Origin of the sequence: Bartonella sp. AP57NXGY, assembly GCF_042195805.1 — a bacterium.
In the GTDB taxonomy this organism is placed as follows: Bacteria; Pseudomonadota; Alphaproteobacteria; order Rhizobiales; family Rhizobiaceae; genus Bartonella.
In genome coordinates this window covers 1-2,117 of record NZ_JBHIOZ010000199.1, presented here as the reverse complement: position 1 = coordinate 2,117, position 2,117 = coordinate 1, and the positions used below count along the sequence as shown (strand labels likewise).

The following is a 2,117-nucleotide window of genomic DNA, read 5'->3' as shown; positions in this document are numbered from 1 at the left end:
TCAACTTCAGCAAACATCTTCGTGATAAAGTTAAAACTTCCATCTGGTGCTCCCAATTCTTGCGAAACAACCGTTGCCTCCATCGGTGCTCCCGTAAACATAACAAGCCGATTTTCATCATCAAAAGCACCAAGCATGGGTGCGCCACTTTGCCAACGAGGGCTGTCTAAAGAAGCCGGCAAGGACTCAAGATTGATCGATATCTCATCTAACTGTTCTAAAGTATACCCTGTCGTAAATACTGGAAACAACGTGAAAGGTTTTCCCTGTAGCGTCGACCATTTCTGCAAGCCCCAATCATAGACAAAGGTCGTTTGCTCGTTATTACCTCTTTTTAAGGACCAGTAAATCCGGTTATCAACGGGGTCTATAACCCCTTGCATCTCATCAAGAGCAAACTTATCAAAGGTTTTAAAAACTGTTCTATCAACTTTCTCAAAGCCTATCGGCAAAAGTTGACCATCCAAACTCATCTGATAAAAACCACCATCACTCGCAAAAAAAGCATCACTCCCTCGACATGCTATAGAGGCTGCACTGCGCGCTCCGCGCTTGTCTTGTATCTTTTGAAAACTGTATACAAGTTCAGCCCCTGGAGTAAATAAACCAGCGTAAATAGCAGAACGCATAAAAATAAGGGGATTGGTGGATTCCGTCGCCCCTTGCACATATTCTCCATCTGGAAAATCTATATGATCACATTTTTTTTTACCTATTTCCCATAAAGTTACATCGTTCAAACCTGACCAATGAATGCGATTGGGATTATCTGTCAATTGCATCAAACAAACAAAAGGTCCCCAAACTTTGATCAATCCTGCTTTCGGTGGATTTCCTTCTAAATCTTCAAACCGTTCAGAACTAAGGACCTTGAAAACTTGCGGCTTATCATTTTTATTCACCGCAATAACCATGTTTTTAAAAAGAGCAAACGACCATTTATTCTCTTCATTTGCTTGATAGGTCACACCACTTTGGCTTATGTCTTTCCAACCCTTGGTTTGACTATCATAACTGTAAAGCTTTTGTTTGCCTCCTACAATTATCTTAACACCATTGCCACTTCTAAACGCTATGCACCCCAAAGGCTTTTCTTCCAAAGCATGAGACACAACCATTGCACTAGGCATGGGTATGTAACCGCCATCAGCCGGTAAAACATTCACAAGCGTATCCGTAAAGCTACCGTTGACGACCGAAACATCTGGTCTGTAATCAGCGATTGGAAAATAAACCATCTTAAAAATCCGTTGGTATTATTCTGGTCACGTTATGACGTTGAGACGTCTCTGCACGCAATTCATGCAACTGTTCGTTAAAGTCATTGTAAGCTGCCGTTGCACAATCGGGGTCTTTCAAGATATTCTTGTAAAGTTCGTATTTTGCACGCGCCTTAATCAAATCAAACGCGTGCACAAACCATAGATGCTCCTCATCAACACTCTCTATCTCTGATAAACGCAATGGAGAGAGAATGAGTTGAATCTGATAGGCTCTATCCGGCGTGGGATAAAGATGTAATTTCCTATCAAAATAACTGTAACAAACCGGCGTTCCTTGCTGCTCTGATGATAACAAAGGCTCTAAAGAAACATGGTCCTTACACTCCAATGCAAACTTATGATGTTGATCAGAGCTTAGATAAACGTTTTTTATTTTAACAGCTGTTTCAATAGGGCGGGTAGCGCTTGCATCATAAACACCTTGTCCCGCCCGTGTCTCAAACACCACATCACGGCTTTCGTTAAAGTAAAAGGTCTCCCGTTCACAAAAACGAATGGCTGCAAAAATGCTTTCTTGGATTTGATGAACATACTCATCCGCTATGTCATCAATCTCATCTTGAATGACCGACACTAAGTGCGAAAGTGTTCTCTTATGACGATAAACATCTCGCTTTACTGGTATCGGTCCTCCAGTCTTAACCCGAATATAATGACGTGTCATCAAAATACCTCTCAGTGATTAGTCACAAATTCAACGACTATACTTGCTTGACCAGCTTGTACTGTTTTGTCCGCTTTAGCATAGAGAGTGACCTCTTCATCATAAGGGACAAATTCCTTCTGATTGGTGGGCTTAACCTCTTTTACTGCCTGTTGTTTGATTTCCGCTTC

At 41.6% G+C, this 2,117-nt stretch carries 2 protein-coding genes; both read right to left on the bottom strand.

Translation table 11 applies throughout. The features are described from left to right. On the bottom strand, positions 1–1,238 hold a 1,238-nt coding region (locus tag ACFIL8_RS09415), incomplete at its 3' end, for a hypothetical protein (protein WP_375689566.1). A gap of 1 nt (position 1,239) precedes the next feature. Further along, positions 1,240–1,947 (bottom strand): hypothetical protein, encoded by a 708-nt coding sequence (locus tag ACFIL8_RS09410; protein WP_375689564.1) that lies wholly within the window; start codon positions 1,945–1,947, stop codon positions 1,240–1,242. Positions 1,948–2,117 lie beyond the last annotated feature (170 nt).